We start from the raw sequence: 17,287 nt of genomic DNA on the forward strand, positions 1-17,287 counted from the left end.
CCTGAACTGTCGGCTTTTGGAGACAGCTGGGCCCCAAAAAAATACGTCACCAAATGACGCACCACTCCTTTATCCTGCTTACCATCCTGATAGTTAGCTTTAATTGAAGGAAACGCTATGAATCTTCTGGAGCAGCAGATAACAGATCTCGAAGCCCGTCTTTCGGTATTGATTGCCCGCCAAAACTACTGGATGTTTCGCAGTGACAGTCACTATCAAAAAGCGCGATCTCAAACCAAATCGGTTCGTAGTGAATTGCAGCTACTCAAGGATGAACGAAACCCATTTTCTACGCTCATCTGGGAAGGTGCATGAGCCCTGCTAGAGCGGCTGGATCTGCAGCCCAAGATGCGTCGCCTTTGGCTCAGGTTCGGCCAGTTTGTCCCACAGAAGGGGGATCAAGCCTGGAGGATAGGTCACAAGATCCCTCAGCTGATCCCGGGGATCCAGGCCGCCTCCTGAATAAAATGTTCATCGCCGCCTAATCCTCGCAAATTATGCACCGAAAGCTCACCTTGCCAGGCTTGGATCCAGTAGATGAGACCAAGGTGAAAGGTGTCTCGCTTGAGCTCATGGTATTCATGTAAAAACAGCAAGGGGCCAATTGCATCGACCTGAAGACCTGTTTCTTCAAAAACTTCACGCTTCAGAGCCCCTAGACTTCCCCCGTCACGCTCCTCAAGTCCTCCTCCGGGAGGAACCCAAAACTCTTCACCATCCATCTGATGCCTGACCAGTAACAAGTTTTCGTCCTGCACAAGAATGCCAGCAGCTCTGATCCTATGCTCCATCTAATTCTTCCCCTTAGTAAAAAATAGTCCCCGGCTCTTATGATGCGACTATGGTTATAATGAACCCCACTTGGATGACCCCCTTATGCAAGCCCCAATTCACACCTTAAGCGCCCTGTTTGATCAACTGGGGCTGGATAGCTCAGATCCGGCCATTGATACCTTTATCAAAGAGCATCGCCCGCTGCCTTCAGGCATCGAACTCCATAAGGCCGGGTTCTGGAGTAGTGCTCAAGCTGACTTTTTGGCCCAGGGGAAAAATGAGGATGCCGACTGGGCAGAGATCATCGATCAACTGGATGCCCGGCTGCGCTAGTCACCCGCTTCCGTACTGTCTAAAAAATAGTATGCCGGGTATGTTTGCAGGCGTGGATCATCAAGTCCCCTACCGAGGGTAAAATGATAAAGACTCTGATAGCCAAACCCTTCCAGGCCAAACACCTGATGGACAGGATCGTCAAAAAAGCAGCCGATCCCCGTCCCCTGCAGCCCTCTAAGCTCGGCTTCAAGATAGAGCTGCTGACCAATCAGGCCACACTCCCAAAAAAGCTTCCGGTAGTACCATGCCCCCTCATGGTGGATCGGCGCTTCAAATTCAGCCAACATGGCACAGCTGAATACTCCCTGGCTGGCAATTGGCTGATCGCAACTCAGCCGCCTTGCCAGCTCCCGGAGATCCGCCTCCTGCAGGCAATAAAGATCGAGCTCGAGGGGACAATCATCAATTGGCCGCCATAAAAAACTCTGATCCATGACTTTTTGAAGCTCAGATAATTTATCTTTATTCCTTACAAGCAGGTAAAGCCCGGGAGTTAGTCCTTCCACCCGATGGATAAAAAGGCCAAGCTGAACCCTGTTAAGCTCAGATGCCAGGTTAAATAACCTGGGGTTATACTCGGGCATGAGCTGGCAAAGTACCTTAAAGAACTCAGCTTGATCCATGTGGGTCATCCCATCCATAGCAACAGCGCTGCGCCTTTGACGAACCAGTTCTCTGGCTCTGCGAAACGGGAAATCTTCGGGGTCATAGGTGTCTTTGCCGTTTTCTTTAAAGGATTCGCGCATTGAGAGATCCTCTGAGATGGTGGCTTAAGGCATGCTTTGGCAATCCTGTCTATCCATGGCCAGGGGTGATGTTCACAACTGAGACGATTGGCCTTCCCCATCCATGTTTGATGAATGATGGGGCTCTCATCCGGGAGTTTATTCAGTCCAGAGTCAAATACGGGATCAGGAGCCGGGGTTATCATCAGTAACAGCTCGGAAAATTCACGCTCCTGGGGAGTCTCAAAGTCCTGCTCCCTCTCGAGACCTGCCAACTCACTGATAAGCCTTGAAGATGCGCCCTCTAACTGCCTCACTCGCCAACCCAACATCAGGGCTGAGATGGTTATAGCCGCAACCGCGTGGCCGATATCAAGCTGACAATAACGAAAGGCCCGTTCTCCATATTTCCAGGACTCGCGCCAATGGATTGAGCTCAAAGCGACGAAGAAAACCGGCTCATCCTGAACATCCTTGCCCCCTAATATCCCAACCAGCTTTTTCCAATCCCCAGCTTCAAGGTGACAGCGGCGCTCCAGCTGGTGTAGCAGGGACTGATAATGATAAACCCCACCCGTTTCCGATAGGTTAGTGATTCCGGGAGCAATGAGATAGGCCTCGGTAGGATGCAGATTTCCGCTTGAGGGGTTTACTCTCAATGACCAGCGATTTCCCTGAGATTCTTTCCAGGAAGACAGGGCCAGGGAATAGTAGAAAAGAGCGGACACACTCTCTAAGCACAGGGCATAGCCCTTGGAATACCTGAAAAAACCTCGCCATAAAGTGGGGTTTTGGCCTCTGAAGGAAACTCCAAGCTGATCCCGGGAGCTCCCTCAAAGAGTCGAAATGGATTGGGTTGTGTCGCCCAATCCATATAACCGAGAGAGTTGGCATAACGATCAAACTGGTGCTTGGTACGCTGATGGTAAGCAAATACCTGCTGGATCGGATCCTGAGGCTCCATATTCCGGGAATCGGTCATCTCGTCTCTTCCCTGTTATCACAAAGGTTGGTTAGCCAGAGTTCAATCTGGATACGATGGTTTTTGCCAGGTTTGTAGCCTTTTAAGGCACAGGGTTCTTTAGCGCCCTCTCAGAGAATAAAAACATTTTTGGCTCTTCTTTTTGATCCCATCCCCCTTATTAAGTTCCTGCAGACCAGCCTCAAATACCTTGGCAAGTCTTGGGTTCTCAGGGTTGACCCGGTTAAAAATAAGGTGGAGTGAGAACACATCGAAAGGCTCCGGTGAGTGGGCAACCCGCATCATCTCATCGATCAGGCTTGTTCTAAGCAGATAATAACCAACGCAAAGATTACTTGGAAACAGATCGATCTCGCCTGCCAGTAGCTTTCTGAAGTTTTCCAGATCGGTCCCCTCTTCCTGGAAGGTGACGGATCGCTCCCTGCGCAATGCATCAACCTCTCTCCCATAGCTATAGCCTCGTGTCACCCCTATGGTTAATTGTTTCATTGAACCCAGATCATCCCAGTTAAAGGGGCTCTTAGGGTTGGATTTGAGGTAGAACCAGTGGTTGCTGGCATAGGAGATGGGTGAACTATAGATAAACTCTTTCGCCCGCTCGTCGGTATAAATCCAGCTCACTGATGCATCATAGCGTCCATCCTTTGCAAAACGGTAAGCATCACTCCAGTTGGACTGATAATAGTATTCAACCCGTACCTGCTGTTTACTAAATGCGTCACTGACAATTTCTGAGGTTATTCCATAACCGATGAGATGTTTCGAGTTCCAGGGAGGCCACTCACTGCTACTGATGCGGATCGTTTCTGCGAAGCTGAGCATACTGCAGATCAGGACGAGCGATGCAACTATGATGCTACTTTTCATGAACCCTCCCTTGCTCTTACTGTAAGCTTAGCCGTCGCCACCAAACCTTATGAATGAATTGTCCCGAAACGAAATTGAGATCCGGCTCAGAATTCCTTGTTATTCCGGTGGGATTTTCTTGTATTCGGCCCCGTTGCCGACTATTTTGACCTAAAGGAAAGTCACCGCATGGACGCCCGGCAATATGAGGTGCCCATGGTAAAACTGATCCTATACCCGCTTATTGTGATTGCTGCTATGACTGCAGCGACCCTTGGTTACCTCTACCACCAGCATAACCTCTATCCCAGGTTCACCCTCTCCTCCACCCAAACCGGCGCCGCGATCGCCTGCCGCATGCCATCCGCCCTGCACCAGGTCTATGAAAGCAAAGACAGGTACTATTCCGATCGTTATTTCGAAACCGGCGAGTGCAAACTATTAAGATCCAAAGACAAGCTCATCCTATTGGCCCGGGAGAATGATTTCGGAAGAGAGGTTGTCAAGGTGCGAACCCATAAGGATGAGAGTCTGTGGTTTTATCAGAGCTTTTTACCTCCCGAGCTTCAGTGATACACTCACTCCGCAATCCCAGGTGAGGATTCAATCGAGACATAAAATTTCAGTAATCTCTCATCACCCTTTCAAAATCAGTCCTTTGCCTTAGAGGGTGTTATTTAACATAGATTACAAGGTGTTACGTGAGTTCGTTTTTTGATAATTCAGTCACTTTTCGATAGCTCGTTTTTTTAGTGTTGACTCTTTTTTGTGCGCATTTAGGATGGCCGCCTCAACAACGAACAGCGGTAATCCCAGATGGCGAAATTAATGAAGAGTTTTGGTTTTATCTGTATCTTTGCCTGTGTGTTAGGCGGGTTCAGTATCGAAGATGGCTTATTCTCCGTTTTGTTTCAGCCCACTGAACTGCTGATCATTTTAGGTGCGGCCATCGGTTATCTGGTGATCTCCAATCCTCCCTATGTTCTTAAGAATCTTGGGATCTATCTGTATCGTTCCCTGATCCGCAGTGCTTACTCTAAGTCCAGCTACCTGGACCTCCAATTGCTGCTGTATAAGCTATTTCAACTGGTGCGTAAGCAGGGTGTATTGCGCCTGGAAGATCATATCGAGGATCCTGAGCGCAGCTCTATCTTCAGGGAGCATCCATGGATCCTCAAAGATCAGGTACTGTGCAACTATATCTGTGATAGTTTTCGGATCATGCTGCAAAACCAGATCGCCTCGGGAGATCTCAACGCCAAGCTCCAGGATGAGATGGAAACCATTGAAATGGATCTCTACCGCTACCCTCTGGCACTGCATAAAATTGCCGACGCTCTGCCTGGCTTTGGCATCTTGGCGGCCGTGATGGGGATCATCCTCGCCATGGGTCATATCAATGGGGATATCACTACCATTGGTCTGTCTGTTGCTTCAGCCCTGTCTGGTACTTTTATCGGGATCCTGTTCAGCTATGGCTTCTTTGCCCCCCTGGCCAACCTTGTCCAGGAAGAGAGCAACCGAGACATGATGGCCCTAGGCGTGGTCAAGGGTAGTATTCTTGCTTACCAAAGCAAGGTGCCAACCGTATTGGTGGTCGATGCGGGTCGTCGCAACCTGTTCGGCGAAATGAAGCCAAGCTTTAACGAGATGAATCGTCTGTTCAAAAGAGAGGCCCGGGCAGCATGATTAAACGTAAATCCTTTGCCAGATACCAGCAGCCCGGCGGCGCCTGGAAAGTTGCATTTGCAGATTTTACCCTGTCACTGCTCTGCTTATTTATGGTTCTGTGGATCACCAACATCTCAACACCTCAGCAGCGAGCCGCCATTGCCCAAAAGTTTGCAGGTCACGGCCAGTCGATGCCATTAGTTCAGGAGGAGAGCGGTCTTTCTCCGGTCCAGGCAAGAGGCAAAATTAATCACAATGAGCCACAGCCGGTCAGTCAGCTACAGCTGCTACTGACTAAATTTGAGAAAATTAAAAACCAGCTTCCCCTGGGGAAAAATGCTCAGCTCAAATTGCTGCCACAGGGGATGAAGGTGATTTTTAAGGATACCCCGGGACATAGCATGTTTAACTCAGGTAGTGCGCAAATGAATCCTGGTTATGAGATTCTGGTTGAAAAGCTGGCCGACCTTGTCCGGGATATCCCAAACAAGATGATGATTTCGGGCCATACGGATACCTATAAATACCAGCACGGCAACACTAACAACTGGATACTTTCGGTTAAACGAGCGCTGGATGTAAAAGAGATCCTCTATGGAAATGGGATTGACGATAAGCGTTTTTTACAGGTCAGTGGCTTTTCGGATAAGGCTCCACTTGATTCGGACGACCCATATAGCCAGCGAAATCGCCGGGTTGAGATCATGATTTTGACTCAGCAGGGCCAACACAAGCTGATGAAGCTATTTGATGAAAAAGATGGCGTTGAGACTCAGGGACAGATTCCAGCCGCAAGCAAGGGAACAGCGTAATTGATGACCCGGAGGTTGCTCCGGGTACCTTCTTCTGATCGGAGTCCCCTTGATCAGAGTAGCGGCTGACACAAGCATCCGGAAAAACCATCTCTGCTAAAATTACAGTTATCTTCCTTGATGGAAAGGATGACCATGGCTCCTGCTGCGAAGTTTTACTCTGTCCTGCTTACTATCTGCTGTCTTCTTATCTCTTCGTCTGCTTTATCAGGGATCCAAAAGGTGTCGGCGGCCGTAGGTGAGTGGCCCCCTACGTCAGTTGCAAAGATCAAATTCATGGGGTGCTGGTAGACATTGTACGTGCGGCTTACCATGAGGTTGGAGTTGAAGTAGAGTTTAAGTGTTTTCCCTGGGCCCGGGCGATGCAGCAGACCCAGGATGGAAGCATAGATATCACCTTCCCCTGGTCGAGAAATAAAGAGCGCGAAAAATTATTTCTCTACTCCTCAACTGTCATGTTAGGACAACATGTGCTGTTCCACCTTAAGAGCAGGAGCTTTCCTGAGCTCAATCAAAAAATTACCCTGGAGGGGCTCTCCCGGTATAAGGTGGGTGGAACCATAGGCTATTACTATGGGCCTATGATGAAGCAGTATGATGAACAGTTTGGGATCGAACGTGCGGTCTCTGATAAAAACAACCTGAAAAAGCTGGTCCGCGGTCGGATCGATCTCTTCATTGCCGAGTTTATGGTGGGTTATTACCTGATCTCGCAGCTACCCGATCATACCAGCGCCCTGCTCACCAATATCCCGGTCGCTTTGACCAGCCGAACCCTGCATCTTCTGGTGGGAAAGAAGGGAAAAAATCCAGATCAGGTGCTCTCCCTGTTTGAAAAAGGCCTCAAAGCGATCCGCGAAAATGGTACAGAGAAAAAGATCCTGGAAGAGAATGTATTGCCTGGCATGGCTCTGCCCCGGGTAGCAAAATGATAGCTTCATTTCACTTAAAGGTGTCCCCCATGATTCGTCCTTTAGCACTCATACTCTGCCTGCTATTCAGTCACATCAGTTTATCTAAAACAATATTTATCATTGAGAGCTATCATAGTGATTATCCCTGGGACATCAGCTATATGGAGGGGATCCGCCAGGAGCTGGGAGCTGACTACCGTTTGGAACGATTTCATATGAACACCAAACGGCTTCCTGAGTCTCAGTATCAACAGCAAGCTGACAGGGCCTGGGCCCGTTACCAGGAGCTGCAACCGGATCTGGTGATCCTGGCCGATGATAATGCCCTCAAGTACCTGTTCAGACGATTATCAAGCGTCCAGACTCCCGTGGTGTTTCTTGGGATCAATGGCAACCCTAACCCCATAGTATTGACCGCACCCAATCGAAATTTCACAGGTATTCTGGAGCGGCCGCTCTTCAAGCATTCAGCCGTTGCTTTGAAGGCTCTTTTAAAGCCTCGGCCCAAAAAATTGTTGATCCTGTTTGATGGGGGGCTGACCTCAAAAGTTGCGGTGTCACGGATCTTTGCCAAAAAATCCAAAGTTGAGGTATCGGGGATCAGCCTTGAACTTCGATTGATCCGGGACTTTGCCTCCTGGAAGAAGATCGTCGAGCACTCAAAGTCTGATGGCTATGATGCGATCATCATCGGCTTGTATCAGACCCTTGTTAATAGTCAGGGGCAACATGTTCCGGCACAACAGGTGATTCACTGGACCTCCAAGCATACCCCCCTGCCTCTTTTTAGTTACTGGAGATTCTCTGTTGGGCCTCAAAAAACCGCCGGGGGGCTGGTCCTTTCCGGAAAGGATCAGGGGCGCCAGGCGGGCATAGTAACAAGGCAGATCCTCGAACAGGGTGTACAACCCAAAGACGTCCCTCCCTACCCGGCAGAACGGGGTCAATATATATTCAGCCGCAGCCAGATGAAACAGTGGAATATTCGGGTACCAGATAAATTGCAGTCGCAAATTGAGTGGGTTGATTGAGTCAGAGCCCTACACCAAATCGACACAGCCTCTGCAGTTGAGATATCTTGCCAAGTGGCATACTATGTAAGTGTCAAATGGCAAGAGGTATGACAGATGCAAAAACGCACCTTTATTCCCAGTAAAGCGGTTATCCCACGGCTGTGGCGTGACGTCGGCCTTCCTGCCGGTCACGGGCTGAAGCTGGTGATGACCATCAATGACGGGCTGTCCTGTGATGTTCTGGATCGATTAAGTGAGGCCGTTGGGGAGCCTAAAGAAGCCATCTACAAGATGACCCAACTGAGCAAAAGAACCCTGGCCCGCCGCCTGGAGCAGGGAGTGCTCAAGCCCGATGAGAGCGATCGTGTGGTGCGCTTTATCCGGGTTTTTGATCGGGCCACTGAACTATTTAACGGCGATCGGGCCCTGGCGATGAACTGGCTCAAAGAACCCGCACGAGCCCTGGGTGGTAAAACTCCGGTTGAACTGATGACCAGCGAGTCTGGTGCAATCGAGGTTTTTGATCTCATCGGACGCATTGAGCATGGTGTGTTCTCGTGAAGGGCTACCGAATCGTTAAATCTGAATACCTCTCCAGTGCCTGGAGTGGTTACGGCGCCGAGCTGTACGGTGGCCGCTGGAACAGTAAGGGACATAAGGCGGTTTACTGCGCGACCTCGATCTCACTGGCGATGCTGGAGATCCTGGTGCATATCAACAGTGAGGCGTTGCTCAACGATTATGTCCTGCTTGAGATAGAGCTTACCGAAGATGATGTGATGGGACTGCACAGCAGTGATCTGCCGACAAGCTGGAATGCCGAGCCCGCCACAGAGGAGACCCAGGAGCTCGGCGATGAATGGTTACAAAGTCAGTTGTCAGTCGCCCTGCTGGTTCCCTCGGTGGTAGTTCCCCAGGAGATGAACCTGTTACTCAACCCTCTGCACCCAGAGTTTACCGGGATTATTCAAAAAGCCGCTCGCCTGCCGGTTCTGTTTGATCGCCGGTTAAAGGGAAATTAGCCAAGGCCTGGATTAAAAATTCAGGCAACCTGGCGGCTGATCTTCTATCCGGGTCAGTTGCCGGGTCACAAAGTAATCCCGACAAACCTGGCCTGTGCTGTCCAGCCAGGCACACTCAACATAGGCATTGCGTGATGAGAGCGCAGGAGAGCTTCTCAAGTCCTCGACAATAACCATGATGGGCCCGCCCTGCTTCAAGCGAACCTGTACCCCCTGCCCGAGCGATTGTGAGTCCTGGTCTGAAACCGCGAAGTGGCACAACCAGGAGGGTAATGGCCAGTCGCGGCGCATCCATGCCTTGATCTGATAGTATTCCAGTGGCTGTGATGCCTTTAAGCTGCTCATAGTACGTCCTCAGCAACATGACAGTAATAACCCTACATAAAGCATGCCATCTGGTGTATCTGAGCCTCTTTATCTCTATATAAATTGATCTCTTCCAGGATTGCGGGGCACCAGCCAGGAGGCAATGGCCGTTCCCTGCATTTTGCGATTCAAGGAATCCATCGAAAATAGTGCACCCAAGAAAGCCGGGGTGCTCATAGTCGAGGATATCGAGCTGACGAAAATACCAAAACTGCACCTGGTCGATTGATGCAAGATAGAGATGCACACCCTCGTGAGACTTGTCCTCTGCGAAGAGGGAGCGCCAAGACTTTGAGAATCGCGAGGAAGCCCATAGAGCAAACAGGAGATCAGCCAAATAGCCATGCCTTTTTACCTACACTCAAGATGGCCGTTGTTGTTCTCAACTTGGTCATTTGCTGGACAGGTTGAGTAATCCAGGGATGTTCCGTGCTTAACACCATCCGCATCTTGGCACCAGGCTGACATCAAATAGTGGTCAGTGACCTTGATATCACTACAGGTATTGGCGTAAGAGCCCTTAATCTGCATATCAGAGCAGGTTAGAGACCCATCCCTGTTAACCACTGCGCCGCTCACACCGCAATGGTTATCAACTGTGATAGATGACTGTATGTAGATATAGTATGGGTAGAATTCAATAGGGGCCTTACATGAAGCTTTAAGGAGTCCGGTGGATGAATCATAGGACTTATTAACGCATGAGTTGGCATAAGATCCGGTCGGTTTCTCCAGGTTTTTGTTGAAGTTGATCGTCATTGAAGACACATGATCTTTCAGCTCTGGGTTATTGAACCGGAAGTAGAACGGGCCTTTGGGCTGGTATATTGATGCAATTAGTCTATTCCTTGTCGCCCCCAGATGAAGGGTCCCCATATCAGCACCATTGTCTGTGCTTGTTATTTTAAATTCAGCACCGTCATCCTGGTTGTATGAGGTGCATGAAGAACCATCTTGAGACCAGAAGGTGAGATATTCTGACTCATGGGCAGCCACATCAAAACTCTGAGCGTAACCACCAGTACTGAAGCCCTGCATCTGATATGCATGAAGGAATTGAAAGTGCATCCCGTAGTCGGTGTTGTTGTGAATCGTAACGTTGGAGGAAAACTCACCGTTAACGCATGATGCGTGTGCCATAGATATGGAGGATAGGAGAGCCGCAGCGATAGCTGCGTGTTTCATTTTAGGTTTCATTTTTACATCCTGTTTTTACGGGAGGATTCATAAGGACTCTAAAGCAGATTGGTCGATCTCCACTGAGCCATAAGTTCCTGCTCCAGCGGCGCTTCTATTTTGGGAAGGATGCCTCCGGCTCCATGTAAATCTGGTACTGCATCCCAAGAAACATCAAAAAGACCGCTCGATACTCAGTCTAAAACCCTCATCAAATGCAAAAACACACAGTCTCCTCACTGACAGCTCGGTCGCCATGTGTTGCAAGCGGATTTATACAGCACTTATCAACTGAATGCTTTTAGAAGAAGCTAATCCTTTGATATCCTGGAAAAAAGTTACCATCGTCACCTCGACCTGGCGAATCGTGTCCTGGGTGAGATGCTACCATTGGTTTACAGCGCATTGGATGATGAGCCTCAAGCCCCTTTGAGGTGACCTACGCATCCTTGGCAAAAGAGCGTTTCCTATCGCTGTGAGGGCTGCGGCGGCCGCCTGGGCCTGAGGAGTTGTGGGTTGGCCTGAAAAAGTCCTGTTCATTGTTGCTCATCACTAATTTAGAGCAAGCAAACTGCGTGATTTGCGTCGTGAGCAGGACATTTTCAGAAGACAATAGGTTCAAAATTGAAACGTCAGCAAAGCCTAATACACAAACTGCATCTTAAATGATCCGCAGAATTGTTGATGCTCCCCATTCCAGATGAACCTAAGGTAGCCATCCTCGGTGAGGGGACCACAGACATCCTGGCGAAGCAGGGCTATTCCCCGCCCTATGGGATTGGCAGTGGTCCTAAAATAGATCCCATTGCCCTGACTTTTTACGATCTGCCTGGCAAAATCGAGCTGTGTTGCTGGTGAGCACTGATCTTGATCCAGGCTTTTCTCAAAGTCGACCAGAGGCTTGAGGGGCGTCATCCACTCGATTTTTGCCGTAAGCTCCAGATCCACCTGCACCGTCTCTGCCAGCAGAGGTGTCAACTCACGCATCAGTTCTCCCGCTGCGGTTTTGACACTGTCATAGGCATAAAACACCCCGAAACTGCCATCGCTAAATTGCGAGGCTCTGGGACAACTAAATGCCCGAAGAAGAGATTCTGCGACCAGAGTCCCTGCCCAGTGCGATTTGGGACCAGATCTGCGCTCATCCCTGTGATGTCGGGCAAGGGGACAGGTCAGCTGCTCAATCTGTGAGGCCAGAAGCCGCTCCTCGGGATCATGGGATGAGCAATTTTGGGTTGAGATTTCAGGCCAGTGGCATAAACGAAGATGAAACCACTGAGATAAGTTGAGTTGAGTTTTCATCGATTGAACTTGCATATCATCCAAGCCACCGGTCCAGGTAGCGACGCACTGCTGCTATGTCCAGCAGGCTTCCGCCCAGCATTAATTCAATGGCTGTTTTTCCGTGAAAAGGTGCCAGCTGATTTGGCTGGTGGACCCAGTTTCTGGCGAGTTCGACAGAGCCAAACAGAGCCTTGAGGTTTTTCTCTATTCCCATCAGGTAGGAGATCCGCTCGATCAAATCGCGACCCAGGCTGACTTCAGGGAGCTTTTTGTACTTAAAATAAGTTGAATCCGGCAGGGAGCCTAACAGGATCTGCTGCTGCTCGCGACTCAGTTGCCACAGTTCAGCGAGCCGAAAAAAGCCTTGCAGGGCCATCTGCCCCGTCTGTTTACAGTGAAACTGGATAGACATTAAACACCACCTACAATCATCGACTACAATTGTGGAGTATTGTATCCATATGAAACATATATAGATAGAGTCATAACATTACTACCGAGCGGGTATAAGCCGTGACTCTCGATATAGACTAGTACATCATTTCAGAGCATTTGACCTATGTTGTTTAACGATCCCTTCACGGGTGTCTGAAATATCATTTAGGCCCGTTGCCAGCATGGATGCTGGCGTCGAGCATACACGGAAGTATTCACTGCGTTGCCTCAAATGATATTCAGGCAGCGACAAACCAATTGAAACGATCTACTAGTGAAGCTAGGCGTTATTATCTTTACCGCTTATGCTGATGATCTTGTTTGACGCACAGAAGAAAACCCTGTCGGGGAAGCCCGATTGCGCCTTACTAAAGCGCATTTATCCGCTATGCTAGTCTCTATGTTTAATTAGCCTGAAAGGAAATAACTATGGTGACGAGAAAGAGTCGGTGGCTGGCAGTGGCGACCATGGGTATAGCTGCAGCTTTTCTGCAAGCTTGCTCAGGAAGTGCAACCGAAAACAAGGCTGAAGTCGGGTCGCAGCAAGCACTGCCACCGGCCTACCTTTCAGTCTCTCAGTGGCAACAGTGTACCTCAGAGAAAGATATGGGTAGCTGGAAGTCGGTTTGCTTGCCCCAAACTAAACCGGCAAACTGCCCGGCTAAATCTTGGGATACTTTGCAACAGGACAAGAAGATGCCCGGTTGTCAGTAAGTGGCAAGCTCGAGCCTGCCCCCGGGGTTTAGGCTCTGCTGACGATTCAGAACTTCATATTGAAAGGGATTGCCCTTGGCCAACCGATATAAACCGCGACACGATCGGCCATACGATCGGCCATACGATCGGCCATACGATCGGCCATACGATCGGCCATGGCTAGATGGTCTACGGCTAACGGCCCTGATAGCCCACGCCGTCGATGAGCAGATTGAGTTTTTCAGGATACCCAACGGCGTTCCCTCTCTTGCTTTTTAATAGACTGCGCCCTATTGGGCATAGCCTGTGAGCTCGGCTACTGTACTCCTTATCGGGCCTCTGTATAATCGACAAAGAAACTCATTTAGGGACAGTCAATAAGTGGTAGAACTAAAAGCAAACGTACTCAAACCAGATTACTCTCAAGATTTCCCGGCCATTGAGCGCTTAACAGATGTCGAAGCCCGTAATTTCGTCGATCTTCAGCCCCGGGCTCAATCCGCGTTTGAGGCCTTTACCCTGCTCAGCGGACAAACGGAATTTTTTCTGCTCAACGGGTTTACCGGTGTCGATTATGAGCGTGCCTGCCGCGATCTGATCCAGCGTTATGATGATCACAGTAAGCACCTGTATGATGTGTGCTACGCCGAAAACCTGATCAATCCATTCAAACCGATCTGGCTTCACCTGATGCCGGGAACCGGGATCAAGTTCTGTGAACAGATCAGTGAGTTGATCCACTATATGCAGCATCACCTGGATGCTGAGCACCTGGTCACCAAGATCCTTAAAAAACAAAATGGTGATGAGAAGGTTGCAGATTATCTCGAGCAGCTCTCCGCTCACGTGGCACAAAATAAAGAGTTTCAGCATCCGGTTTTGATCAACCTGCTGATCCACCATGATACCGGGCAGCGCCCCGTGCTGTTTGCCCGGGATCTCAGCTGGGAGAAACTATTCGGCTCGGTCAACTACCAGACCGAACAGGGCTCCGTGTTCAGCCATCACCACCTGCTGGAGCCGGGCCTGGTACGCCAGGCTAATGGTGGCTACCTGGTTCTTCCCATCGATGAACTGCTTGATCAACCCCACCTCTGGTTCAAGCTGCGCAATGCGATTGCCGAAGGCTACCTGGATTGGAACTACTACCAGGAGAGCAAACAGCTGACCCCTCTCTATCAGCCGGAAGCCACCCCGCTCAACATCAGCGTCATCCTGGTGGGTGATCGGGTATCGGCCGCCGAAATCAGCATGCTGGATCGTGAAGTGGTGGATATTGTCAGCCTGCGTGCCGATCTGATCCATGAGCTTGATACCAACCAATACCTGGGCGAGTTTATCGGCTACCTGGAGGGGTTACGGCAAAAGTTTAACCTGGCGGATTTTGATCGGGGTGCGATTAAGGCTCTGTGCCGCTATGCCTCACGACTGTGCGAGCATCAATCCTTCGTGTCCCTGGCAGAGGCACCGATCGCCTCACTGATGAAGCTTGCCAGCGCCCGACAGCCTGAACTCATCACCGCCGAGGATATCAGCCGGGTATTAAAAGAGCAGGATTACCGTCTCAACTACCTGGTCGAGCACTCAGACCGAGCGATCATCGATGGTCAGATCCTGCTCCAGACCTCCGGGCAGGTGGTTGGCCAGATCAATGGACTCTCTGTCATCGAGATCCTCGGCCACCCCTATAACTTTGGTGAACCGGTCCGGCTGACAGCAACCGTGCACCTTGGTGAAGGTGAGCTTTCTGATATCGAGCGTAAGGCGGAGTTAGCCGGGCAGATCCATGCCAAGGCGATGATGATTATCCACGGCTACCTCTCAAACATCTTTGGCAGCGAAAATCCCTCGCCCCTATCGGGCAATCTGGTTTTCGAGCAGTCCTATCATGAGATCGACGGAGACAGTGCCTCCCTGACCGGTCTGTGCGCCGTCCTCTCCGCCCTCTCCCACGTCCCCATTTATCAGCACTTTGCGGTGACCGGTGCAGTTGACCAGTTTGGCAATGTTCAGCCGGTCGGAGGCGTGAACGAGAAGATAGAGGGCTTCTTCCGGGTGTGTAAAATTCATGGGCTCAATGGCAAGCAGGGCGTGATCCTCCCCCATACCAATACCATGCAGCTCAACCTGGCAGATGAAGTGATAGAAGCGGTTGAGCAAGGCAAATTCCACCTCTATCCGGTGGAGCATGTTGAAGAGGCGATCGAACTTCTCACCGGAATGTCTGCCGGTGACAGCTCGCAGCCCAATACCCTGTTCGGCAAGATCCGCCAGCGTCTCGATGAGCTAAACTTCAGCGAGAATCGCTCGGTCTCCATCTTAAAACGAATATTTTCACGAACTTAGTGGGTTAGGGGTTGATTAGCGAACAGGTGTTCGCTAAATTATGCCAAAAATTCTAGTGACCTAATCAATATAAAGGACAGTGACGCGTGTCTGAACAGAACAAATCTCTTAAAGAGCTGGGAAGAAACTCATTTGAAAAGCAGGATCTGCTGGATTGCAGCCAGGGCATCCTGTTTGGTGAAGGCAATAGTCAGCTTCCGGCTCCAAACATGCTGATGATGGATCGTATCGCACACATCAGTGATGAAGGTGGAGAGTTTGGCAAAGGCGAGATCATTGCAGAGCTGGATATCACCCCGGAACTGTGGTTTTTCGACTGCCACTTCCCTGGTGACCCGGTAATGCCAGGCTGCCTGGGACTGGATGCCATGTGGCAGCTGGTTGGATTCTTCCTCGGCTGGGAAGGTGGTCCGGGCAAAGGGCGTGCTCTGGGTGTTGGTGAGGTGAAGTTCACCGGTCAGATCCTGCCTACTGCCAAGAAGGTAACCTATAAGATCAAGATGAAGCGAGTGATCCGCCGCAAGCTCTACATGGGCGTTGCTGATGGCTCCGTTGAGGTTGACGGCAAAGAGATCTATGTTGCTAAAGATCTGAAAGTCGGTCTGTTCCAGGACACTTCAACTTTCTAAACCCTTTTTATTCAATGGGTTAAATAAAGGCGCCACTTGCTGGCGCTTTTTTATATCCAGCAGACCGACTCAACTATGGTTTTTTATACTGCCACTGGTATAATAGCTATACCTTTACCACTAATGGTGACTCTCATGCGTCAATTTTTGATCATCATTCGTGATTTGCTCGTATTATTTGCCTGCCTGGAAGTGGGCGAGCTCATCGCCCATCAGCTGCCATTTCCCTTTCCCGGAAGTATCATCGGCATGCTGCTACTCTTTGTACTGCTGAGCCTGCAGCTGGTGAAGCTGCACTGGGTTGAAGCTGGGGCTGGCCTGCTGCTACGCCACATGTCAGTACTATTCATTCCGGTCGCTGTTGGAGTGATGGCTTATTCTGCCCTGTTACAACAAGCACTTATTTACATCGTTTTAAGCGCCTTAAGTGGTGTCGTCCTGATCCTACTGGTGGTGGGACATCTTTATCAGAGGCTCAACCAATGATCTATGCTGCACTTCCCCTGACTCTGATCCTGTATATCCTGGTACGACACCTCTACCGAAAGTACCCTCACCCCCTGATCAATCCACTGCTGATCCCGACCCTGATTCTGATCGCACTGATCGCCTATTTTAAGCTCCCCCTGGCAGACTATCAGAAGGGTAGCTGGCCGATCTCGGCCCTGCTTAACCCTGCCGTCGTTGCCCTGGCCCTCCCCCTTTACCAGCAGTTGCAGCAGATCCGCAAGAAACTAAAATTGATCGCCATCTGCACCCTCAGCGGGGTATTTATCTCTGTGGTCATTGCACTGATCCTGGGCCTGTTACTGGGAGCTCATAAAGAGATGATCGCCTCGCTGATCACGCGCTCGATCACCACCCCAATCGCGATGCCGGTCAGCCAGACCATGGGGGGATCCCGGCGATCGCCGCAGCCGTAGTGGTGATGGTAGGGATCCTTGGAGGTGTCATCGGCTACCCCCTGCTTAAGCTGTTCCGGGTGACCGACCCCGAGGCTCAGGGACTGGCGATGGGTGCCTGCTCCCATGCGATTGGAACCGTTGCTTCTGCGGAGCGTGGGATCGCTCAGGGCGCTTTTTCATCCCTGGCCATGGTAGTCTGTGGTGTGGTGACCGCAATCGTTGCGCCGATTCTGTTTGGCCTGTTTACCCTCATTACAGGCTAAATCCTGAGCAAGCCCGCACTTTTTCCCACAAAAAGCCTGATTTATGCAAAGAGAGTGTGATCCTTCTCATTCTCTTTCGCTGCCACTCTCAT

General features: G+C 50.3%; 22 protein-coding genes and 1 pseudogene. 14 read left to right on the forward strand and 9 right to left on the reverse strand.

Translation table 11 applies throughout. The annotated features are described in order from the left end of the window. The first annotated feature begins 117 nt into the window (after window positions 1-117). A complete protein-coding gene (locus tag DB847_RS11815) occupies window positions 118-315 on the forward strand; it encodes a hypothetical protein (protein ID WP_108650866.1) in 198 nt (65 codons plus the stop codon). Between the two features lie 113 nt (window positions 316-428). On the opposite strand, the gene DB847_RS11820 is transcribed toward DB847_RS11815, so the two are convergent. Then, window positions 429-791, reverse strand: a complete 363-nt coding sequence (locus tag DB847_RS11820; protein ID WP_199911812.1) for an NUDIX domain-containing protein — start codon at window positions 789-791, stop codon at window positions 429-431. 85 nt (window positions 792-876) lie between these two features. On the opposite strand from DB847_RS11820, the gene DB847_RS11825 reads away from it, so the two are divergent. Next, window positions 877-1,107, forward strand: coding sequence for a DUF2789 domain-containing protein (locus DB847_RS11825; RefSeq protein WP_108650867.1), 231 nt, complete (start codon window positions 877-879; stop codon window positions 1,105-1,107). Here DB847_RS11825 and DB847_RS11830 read toward each other — a convergent pair. The 4 genes from DB847_RS11830 to DB847_RS11845 all read right to left on the reverse strand — a co-directional run bounded on the left by DB847_RS11830 (window position 1,104) and on the right by DB847_RS11845 (window position 3,684). Next, window positions 1,104-1,856 carry a nitroreductase family protein gene (locus tag DB847_RS11830; RefSeq protein ID WP_108650869.1) on the reverse strand — a complete coding sequence of 251 codons (753 nt, stop codon included), beginning with the start codon at window positions 1,854-1,856 and terminating at the stop codon, window positions 1,104-1,106. The two genes, DB847_RS11825 and DB847_RS11830, sit on opposite strands and share 4 nt — an antisense overlap. Continuing rightward, window positions 1,739-2,563: a SagB/ThcOx family dehydrogenase gene (locus tag DB847_RS11835; protein WP_108650871.1), complete on the reverse strand. Its 825-nt coding sequence runs from the start codon at window positions 2,561-2,563 to the stop codon at window positions 1,739-1,741. Before DB847_RS11835 ends, DB847_RS11830 begins: the two co-directional genes overlap by 118 nt. A gap of 5 nt (window positions 2,564-2,568) precedes the next feature. Beyond that, window positions 2,569-2,817: a hypothetical protein gene (locus DB847_RS11840; RefSeq protein ID WP_108650873.1), complete on the reverse strand. Its 249-nt coding sequence runs from the start codon at window positions 2,815-2,817 to the stop codon at window positions 2,569-2,571. A gap of 99 nt (window positions 2,818-2,916) precedes the next feature. After that, window positions 2,917-3,684 carry a substrate-binding periplasmic protein gene (locus DB847_RS11845; RefSeq protein WP_108650874.1) on the reverse strand — a complete coding sequence of 256 codons (768 nt, stop codon included), beginning with the start codon at window positions 3,682-3,684 and terminating at the stop codon, window positions 2,917-2,919. A gap of 168 nt (window positions 3,685-3,852) precedes the next feature. Between DB847_RS11845 and DB847_RS11850 the strand changes: the two genes are divergently transcribed. The 7 genes from DB847_RS11850 (at window position 3,853) to DB847_RS11880 (ending at window position 9,095) form a co-directional block, all read left to right on the forward strand. Beyond that, a complete protein-coding gene (locus tag DB847_RS11850) occupies window positions 3,853-4,236 on the forward strand; it encodes a hypothetical protein (RefSeq protein ID WP_108650876.1) in 384 nt (127 codons plus the stop codon). Between the two features lie 255 nt (window positions 4,237-4,491). Beyond that, window positions 4,492-5,352 (forward strand): flagellar motor stator protein MotA, encoded by an 861-nt coding sequence (gene motA / locus DB847_RS11855; RefSeq protein ID WP_234418570.1) that lies wholly within the window; start codon window positions 4,492-4,494, stop codon window positions 5,350-5,352. Further along, window positions 5,349-6,146 carry an OmpA family protein gene (locus DB847_RS11860; RefSeq protein WP_108650879.1) on the forward strand — a complete coding sequence of 266 codons (798 nt, stop codon included), beginning with the start codon at window positions 5,349-5,351 and terminating at the stop codon, window positions 6,144-6,146. The genes motA and DB847_RS11860 overlap by 4 nt, the downstream gene beginning before the upstream one ends. A 281-nt stretch (window positions 6,147-6,427) precedes the next feature. Further along, window positions 6,428-7,078: a substrate-binding periplasmic protein gene (locus DB847_RS11865; protein ID WP_159084569.1), complete on the forward strand. Its 651-nt coding sequence runs from the start codon at window positions 6,428-6,430 to the stop codon at window positions 7,076-7,078. A gap of 29 nt (window positions 7,079-7,107) precedes the next feature. Continuing rightward, window positions 7,108-8,091, forward strand: a complete 984-nt coding sequence (locus tag DB847_RS11870) for an ABC transporter substrate-binding protein (protein ID WP_159084570.1) — start codon at window positions 7,108-7,110, stop codon at window positions 8,089-8,091. 96 nt (window positions 8,092-8,187) lie between these two features. Continuing rightward, the gene (parS, locus tag DB847_RS11875) at window positions 8,188-8,634 is read left to right on the forward strand and encodes a type II RES/Xre toxin-antitoxin system antitoxin (RefSeq protein WP_108650883.1); all 447 of its coding nucleotides are present in this window, start codon (window positions 8,188-8,190) and stop codon (window positions 8,632-8,634) included. Beyond that, window positions 8,631-9,095 carry an RES family NAD+ phosphorylase gene (locus tag DB847_RS11880; RefSeq protein WP_108650885.1) on the forward strand — a complete coding sequence of 155 codons (465 nt, stop codon included), beginning with the start codon at window positions 8,631-8,633 and terminating at the stop codon, window positions 9,093-9,095. The genes parS and DB847_RS11880 overlap by 4 nt, the downstream gene beginning before the upstream one ends. Window positions 9,096-9,107: 12 nt before the next feature. Here the strand turns inward: DB847_RS11880 and DB847_RS11885 are convergent, their stop codons facing one another. The 4 genes from DB847_RS11885 to DB847_RS11900 form a co-directional block, all read right to left on the reverse strand. Continuing rightward, window positions 9,108-9,440 (reverse strand): DUF2158 domain-containing protein, encoded by a 333-nt coding sequence (locus DB847_RS11885; RefSeq protein WP_108650887.1) that lies wholly within the window; start codon window positions 9,438-9,440, stop codon window positions 9,108-9,110. 372 nt (window positions 9,441-9,812) lie between these two features. After that, on the reverse strand, window positions 9,813-10,658 hold the full coding sequence (locus DB847_RS11890) for a CVNH domain-containing protein (protein ID WP_108650889.1): 846 nt from the start codon (window positions 10,656-10,658) through the stop codon (window positions 9,813-9,815). A gap of 621 nt (window positions 10,659-11,279) precedes the next feature. Continuing rightward, complete coding sequence (locus tag DB847_RS11895) at window positions 11,280-11,939, reverse strand: RES family NAD+ phosphorylase (RefSeq protein ID WP_159084571.1); 660 nt, start codon at window positions 11,937-11,939, stop codon at window positions 11,280-11,282. A 16-nt stretch (window positions 11,940-11,955) separates the two neighbouring features. After that, window positions 11,956-12,333, reverse strand: coding sequence for an MbcA/ParS/Xre antitoxin family protein (locus tag DB847_RS11900; protein WP_199911813.1), 378 nt, complete (start codon window positions 12,331-12,333; stop codon window positions 11,956-11,958). 452 nt (window positions 12,334-12,785) lie between these two features. Between DB847_RS11900 and DB847_RS11905 the strand changes: the two genes are divergently transcribed. From DB847_RS11905 to DB847_RS11925, 5 genes and pseudogenes are all read left to right on the forward strand, one after another. Beyond that, window positions 12,786-13,070, forward strand: coding sequence for a hypothetical protein (locus tag DB847_RS11905; protein WP_108650892.1), 285 nt, complete (start codon window positions 12,786-12,788; stop codon window positions 13,068-13,070). Window positions 13,071-13,433: 363 nt separating this feature from the next. Next, window positions 13,434-15,398: an AAA family ATPase gene (locus DB847_RS11910; protein ID WP_108650894.1), complete on the forward strand. Its 1,965-nt coding sequence runs from the start codon at window positions 13,434-13,436 to the stop codon at window positions 15,396-15,398. 86 nt (window positions 15,399-15,484) lie between these two features. Further along, the gene (gene fabA / locus DB847_RS11915) at window positions 15,485-16,027 is read left to right on the forward strand and encodes a bifunctional 3-hydroxydecanoyl-ACP dehydratase/trans-2-decenoyl-ACP isomerase (protein WP_108650895.1); all 543 of its coding nucleotides are present in this window, start codon (window positions 15,485-15,487) and stop codon (window positions 16,025-16,027) included. A gap of 135 nt (window positions 16,028-16,162) precedes the next feature. Further along, the gene (locus DB847_RS11920; RefSeq protein ID WP_234418571.1) at window positions 16,163-16,513 is read left to right on the forward strand and encodes a CidA/LrgA family protein; all 351 of its coding nucleotides are present in this window, start codon (window positions 16,163-16,165) and stop codon (window positions 16,511-16,513) included. Further along, window positions 16,510-17,195, forward strand: a pseudogene (locus tag DB847_RS11925) (LrgB family protein). Before DB847_RS11920 ends, DB847_RS11925 begins: the two are co-directional and overlap by 4 nt. Window positions 17,196-17,287 lie beyond the last annotated feature (92 nt).

The organism is Dongshaea marina, assembly GCF_003072645.1.
Classification (GTDB): Bacteria; Pseudomonadota; Gammaproteobacteria; order Enterobacterales; family Aeromonadaceae; genus Dongshaea; species Dongshaea marina.

Coding starts and splice junctions, on each gene's coding strand:
- DB847_RS11860 (WP_108650879.1), top strand. CDS start 5,349: ATGATTAAACGTAAATCCTTTGCCAGATACCAGCAGCCCGGCGGCGCC.
- DB847_RS11905 (WP_108650892.1), top strand. CDS start 12,786: ATGGTGACGAGAAAGAGTCGGTGGCTGGCAGTGGCGACCATGGGTATA.
- DB847_RS11890 (WP_108650889.1), bottom strand. CDS start 10,658: ATGAAACCTAAAATGAAACACGCAGCTATCGCTGCGGCTCTCCTATCC.
- DB847_RS11870 (WP_159084570.1), top strand. CDS start 7,108: ATGATTCGTCCTTTAGCACTCATACTCTGCCTGCTATTCAGTCACATC.
- DB847_RS11850 (WP_108650876.1), top strand. CDS start 3,853: ATGGACGCCCGGCAATATGAGGTGCCCATGGTAAAACTGATCCTATAC.
- DB847_RS11900 (WP_199911813.1), bottom strand. CDS start 12,333: ATGTCTATCCAGTTTCACTGTAAACAGACGGGGCAGATGGCCCTGCAA.
- DB847_RS11885 (WP_108650887.1), bottom strand. CDS start 9,440: ATGAGCAGCTTAAAGGCATCACAGCCACTGGAATACTATCAGATCAAG.
- DB847_RS11920 (WP_234418571.1), top strand. CDS start 16,163: ATGCGTCAATTTTTGATCATCATTCGTGATTTGCTCGTATTATTTGCC.
- parS (WP_108650883.1), top strand. CDS start 8,188: ATGCAAAAACGCACCTTTATTCCCAGTAAAGCGGTTATCCCACGGCTG.
- DB847_RS11815 (WP_108650866.1), top strand. CDS start 118: ATGAATCTTCTGGAGCAGCAGATAACAGATCTCGAAGCCCGTCTTTCG.
- DB847_RS11820 (WP_199911812.1), bottom strand. CDS start 791: ATGGAGCATAGGATCAGAGCTGCTGGCATTCTTGTGCAGGACGAAAAC.
- DB847_RS11845 (WP_108650874.1), bottom strand. CDS start 3,684: ATGAAAAGTAGCATCATAGTTGCATCGCTCGTCCTGATCTGCAGTATG.
- DB847_RS11825 (WP_108650867.1), top strand. CDS start 877: ATGCAAGCCCCAATTCACACCTTAAGCGCCCTGTTTGATCAACTGGGG.
- DB847_RS11895 (WP_159084571.1), bottom strand. CDS start 11,939: ATGAAAACTCAACTCAACTTATCTCAGTGGTTTCATCTTCGTTTATGC.
- motA (WP_234418570.1), top strand. CDS start 4,492: ATGAAGAGTTTTGGTTTTATCTGTATCTTTGCCTGTGTGTTAGGCGGG.
- DB847_RS11840 (WP_108650873.1), bottom strand. CDS start 2,817: ATGACCGATTCCCGGAATATGGAGCCTCAGGATCCGATCCAGCAGGTA.
- DB847_RS11830 (WP_108650869.1), bottom strand. CDS start 1,856: ATGCGCGAATCCTTTAAAGAAAACGGCAAAGACACCTATGACCCCGAA.